Source organism: Nonomuraea zeae, assembly GCF_005889725.1.
GTDB lineage: Bacteria > Actinomycetota > Actinomycetes > Streptosporangiales > Streptosporangiaceae > Nonomuraea > Nonomuraea zeae.
Map to the genome: position 1 here is coordinate 1 of NZ_VCKX01000522.1, position 4,511 is coordinate 4,511.

Sequence of the window (4,511 nt, forward strand, 5' to 3'; positions counted from 1 at the left end):
CCCCGACTCCTACGCAGACCCCCACGCCGACCACCACGCCGACCCAGACGGCCACCCCCACGCCCACGGAAGAGCCCTCGACAACCCCTACGGAGAGCAGCTAAGCGTGTGACCTGCCCTGATTACGTTACGTATGGGAACTACTGGGAATCGTGTGCATAGAGTAGCCATCTGTTTCCAGGGGGACCTATGCGCGCAATTGGGGCTGGCCTGCTCGCGTGCTGGCTGACGGTCGCCCTGTGCCCGCCGGTCGAGGCCGATCCCGCGCCCTCGGCCCGCGACGTGAAGAAGGCCCGCGAGGTCGCCCGGGACCGCAAGAAGGACCTGGGCGCGGCGAACGTGGAGCTGGCCGTCGCCAAGTCGCGGCTGGGTGACCTGGCCGCCGGGGTGGAGCGGCTGGTGGAGGCGTACAACGGGGAGATGGTCCGGCTCCGCTACGCGGAGGAGCGGCACGCGCAGGCCAGGGCACGCCTGGCGGCGGCCGACGCCGAGGTCGGGCGGGCCCGCGAGGCCGTCGCGCTGCTGGCGGCGGAGAGCTACCGCGGGCTCACGCCGATGCAGCCGGTCGTCGGGATGATGATCGACCAGGGCGACGCGGACGGGTTCCTGCACCGGGCGGGCGTGCTCGGGCAGCTGTGGGACGAGCGGGCCGCGATCCTCGCCAGGATGCGCGACGCCCAGGAGGTCGCCTCCATTCTGCGGGCGCAGGCCGCCGGCGCCTACGCCATCCAGCAGGCCGCCTCCGAGCGGGCCAGGCAGGCCAAGATCGCCGCCGAGGCCGCCGTGGCCAGGCAGCGGCGCGAGACGAGAGGGCTGCGGGCGCGTACCGAGGTGCTGCAGCGCCAGCTCGACGCGGCCCGCAGCCGCGCGGAGCGGCTGGCCAGGCGGCGGGCGGCGGCCGTCTCGCTGGCCGGGCTGAGCGGCGGCTCGGCCATGGGGGACCTGGCCGCCAACTGGGCGCTCACCCAGCTCGGCAAGCCGTACGTGTGGGCGGCGGCCGGCCCCGACACCTACGACTGCTCAGGGCTCACGATGCGCGCCTGGGAGCAGGTGGGCGTGCGGCTGGACCACTGGACGGGCACCCAGTGGTCCGCGGGCCCGCACGTGCCGATGGACCAGCTGCGCCGCGGCGACCTGCTGTTCTTCGGGTACGTCAGCGGCGACCCCGGGTCGATCCACCACGTCGGGATCTACGTCGGGCGCGGGCAGATGGTGCACGCGCCGCAGACCGGCGACGTGGTGCGGGTGGCCTCCATCTGGCGCGGGGACCTGGTGGGCGCCACCAGGCCCCGCTAGAGGTGGATCAGTGGTGGCCCTCGTCCTTGGCCCGGCGGAACGAGCGCTCGATCTCGGCCTCGGCCTCGATGCGCCCGACCCAGTTGGCGCCCTCGACGGACTTGCCGGGCTCAAGGTCCTTGTAGACCTCGAAGAAGTGCTGGATCTCCAGCCGGTCGAACTCCGACACATGATGGATGTCCTGGATGTGATGCATCCGGGGGTCGGTGGAAGGCACGCAGAGGACCTTGTCGTCCCCGCCCTTCTCGTCGGTCATCCGGAACATCCCCACCGCCCGGCACGTGATGTAGCAGCCGGGGAAGGTCGGCTCCTGCAGCAGCACGAGCGCGTCCAACGGGTCGCCGTCCTCACCGAGGGTGTGCTCGATGAAGCCGTAGTCGGCGGGGTACTGCGTGGAGGTGAACAGGAGCCGGTCAAGCCTGATCTTCCCGGTCTCGTGGTCCACTTCATACTTGTTCCGTTGCCCCTTGGGAATCTCAACGACAACGTCGAACTCCACCGCGGTTCCTCCGCTCAGGCCCCCGGGCACCCCCGGTCGGGCGTTAATGTCTCGTAAGCGAACACAGCAGAGAGGGCAGGCGACGTGGCGCGGCACGACCGGTGGGTGATGCTGACCACTCTCGCCGTGCTCCAAGTCCTGGCGATCGTCACCGGCGTGTACGCGATGACCACCGACTTCAGCCTCAGCGCGCTGACGAGCGGGTCTTCACCGACCGAGCCGACGGCGTCCCCGGCGGAAGGGTCTTCTCCCGCCCCCGTGGTCACCTCGGGGCCTGTGCTGGCCCGGCTCTCGGTGAAGTCCGGAGACGGACCTCTCCCGACTAAGGGTACTTTGACGCGGCTGCTCACCAGCGCCCTGGGTGACAATGCGCTGGGGAGCCGCGTGGGCGCGGTCGTGCTCGACGCGGCGACCGGCGAGCGGATCTTCGCCTCCGGCGCCGACACCCCCATGACGCCGGCGTCCACCACGAAGATCGTCATCTGCGCCGCCGCCCTCGCCTCGCTCGGCCCGGACACCCGCCTGTCCACCAGGGTCGTCCAGGGCGCCAAGCCCGGCGGCATCGTCCTGGTCGGCGGCGGCGACCCGTTCCTCGCGGGCCCGTCGGCCAGGCCGAGCTACCCGAAGCAGGCCTCGCTCGCCACGCTGGCCGACCGCACCGCGACCACCCTCAAGGCGCAGGGCGTGAAGAAGGTCACCCTCTCCTACGACACCTCGCTCTTCACCGGCTCGCCGTCCGCGCCGGGCTGGAAGCCCAACTACATCCCCGACGGCGAGGTCGCCCCGATCTACGCCCTCACCATGGACGAGGGCCGCCAGAACCCGCGCTTCCACATGCCACGCGTCTCCAACCCGCCCCAGTACGCCGCCACCGCCTTCGCCGGCCTCCTGGCCAAGCGGGGCATCGCCGTGTCGGGGACCGTCCGCCCGGCCAAGGCCCCCGCCGGGGCCGCCGAGCTCGGCAAGGTGGACTCCGCCCCCCTCTACTCCCTGGTCGAGCACACGCTCACCCGGAGCGACAACGACCTCGCGGAGGCCCTGGCCAGACACGTCGCGATCAAGGAGCGCCAGGAGGCGTCGTTCGCCGGCGGGTCCAGGGCGGTGCTCGCCGTGCTCCAGCGACTCGGCGCCGCGCAGGGCATCGCGCTATCCGACGGCAGCGGGCTGTCCATCCGCAACCGCATCAGCCCGAACGCCCTGGCCAAGATCATCGCCATGGCCGGCTCCGACAGCTATCCCGACCTGCACGCCATCGCCTCGGGCATGCCCATCGCCGGCTTCTCCGGCACCCTCGGCAACGGCCGGCGCTTCACCGCCAGCGACAGCAGGGGCCAGGTGGGCCTGGTGCGGGCCAAGACCGGCACGCTCAACAACATCAACACGCTGGCGGGGATGGCGACGACCAAGGACGGGCGGCTGGTGACGTTCGCGTTCATGGCCGATCGCGTCCCCGGCACGGCCGAGCCCGTGCTCGACCGGCTCGCCGCCATCGTCGCCCGTTCCTGACGGGGCACATTTCCCCTCGTACACCGGCATTCGACCCCCGGACCCTCGCGCTCCTTCGCAGGCTCGACCAGAACCACGTACGGTGGACGTTATGCAGGTGATCGACTGGGATCTGGCCGTCACGACCGGTACGCGCCTGGTGCGCCCCGGTCCTCAGGTGAGCCGGGAGGAGGCCAGGCAGGCCGTCACCGAGCTCCGCACCCTGTCACGTGAGGCCGAGGGCCACGTGCGCGAGTTCACCAAAATTCACACAGACACCGCACCCCAACCCGCGACCGTCGTCGACCGGCCCGGCTGGATCAAGGCGAACGTCGAGGGCTTCCGCGTGGTGCTGGAGCCGCTGACGCAGCGCATCAGCAGCGGCGCCAACCCGCCGCCCGCCATCGTCAGCGCGGTGGGCTCCCGCATCACGGGCGTGGAGGTCGGGGCCGTCCTGGCCTTCCTCGCCTCGCGGGTGCTCGGACAATATGAGCTGTTCCTCCCGCCCGACCCCACCGGCCAGGAGCCGGCGGGCCGCCTGACGCTCGTCGCCCCGAACATCGTGCACGCCGAGCGCGAAATGGGCGTCGACCCGCACGACTTCCGCCTCTGGGTGTGCCTCCACGAGGAGACCCACCGCGTCCAGTTCACCGGCGTGACCTGGCTGCGCGAATACGTCCGCTCGCAGATGACCGAGTTCCTGCTCGCCTCCGACCTCGACCTGCCCACGATCCTGGAGCGCCTGCGCAACGCCGCCGACACGGTGGCCGACGTGGTGCGCGGCGGCGAGGGCAACCTGATCGACGCCATCCAGTCGCCGGCCCAGAAGGAGATCCTCGACCGCCTGACGGCCGTGATGACCCTGGTCGAAGGGCACGGCGACTACGTCATGGACGCGGTGGGCCCGTCCGTGGTGCCGACGGTGTCCGACATCCGCGCCAAGTTCGCCCACCGCAGGGAGGGCGGCTCTCGCCTCGACCGCACGGTGCGGCGCCTGCTGGGCATCGAGGTCAAGATGAAGCAGTACGCGGAGGGGTCGGCGTTCGTCCGCAAGGTGGTGGACCGCGTGGGGATGGATGGCTTCAACAAGGTCTGGACGTCCCCGGAGACGCTGCCGACGACCCAGGAGATCGCCGACCCGGACGCCTGGATCAGCCGCGTCATCGGCACCCCGGCCCTCCCCGCCTGACCGGCCCGGCCGGGCACCCCAACGGCCTGCCCGGCCCGGCCC

At 71.5% G+C, this 4,511-nt stretch carries 4 protein-coding genes; 3 read left to right on the forward strand and 1 reads right to left on the reverse strand.

Annotation, left to right across the window (positions count from 1 at the left end; translation table 11 throughout):
• Window positions 1-189 precede the first annotated feature (189 nt).
• Window positions 190-1,296, forward strand: coding sequence for a C40 family peptidase (locus ETD85_RS67165; protein ID WP_138698787.1), 1,107 nt, complete (start codon window positions 190-192; stop codon window positions 1,294-1,296).
• Between the two features lie 7 nt (window positions 1,297-1,303).
• Here ETD85_RS67165 and ETD85_RS60405 read toward each other — a convergent pair whose 3' ends face one another.
• Window positions 1,304-1,795 (reverse strand): inorganic diphosphatase, encoded by a 492-nt coding sequence (locus tag ETD85_RS60405; RefSeq protein WP_103957278.1) that lies wholly within the window; start codon window positions 1,793-1,795, stop codon window positions 1,304-1,306.
• Between the two features lie 84 nt (window positions 1,796-1,879).
• Here ETD85_RS60405 and dacB point away from each other — a divergent pair, with 84 nt between their 5' ends.
• Both dacB and ETD85_RS60415 read left to right on the forward strand, forming a co-directional pair.
• Window positions 1,880-3,301: a D-alanyl-D-alanine carboxypeptidase/D-alanyl-D-alanine endopeptidase gene (dacB, locus tag ETD85_RS60410; RefSeq protein ID WP_138698788.1), complete on the forward strand. Its 1,422-nt coding sequence runs from the start codon at window positions 1,880-1,882 to the stop codon at window positions 3,299-3,301.
• Window positions 3,302-3,392: 91 nt separating this feature from the next.
• A complete protein-coding gene (locus ETD85_RS60415) occupies window positions 3,393-4,469 on the forward strand; it encodes a zinc-dependent metalloprotease (RefSeq protein ID WP_206059607.1) in 1,077 nt (358 codons plus the stop codon).
• The last annotated feature ends 42 nt before the right edge of the window (window positions 4,470-4,511 follow it).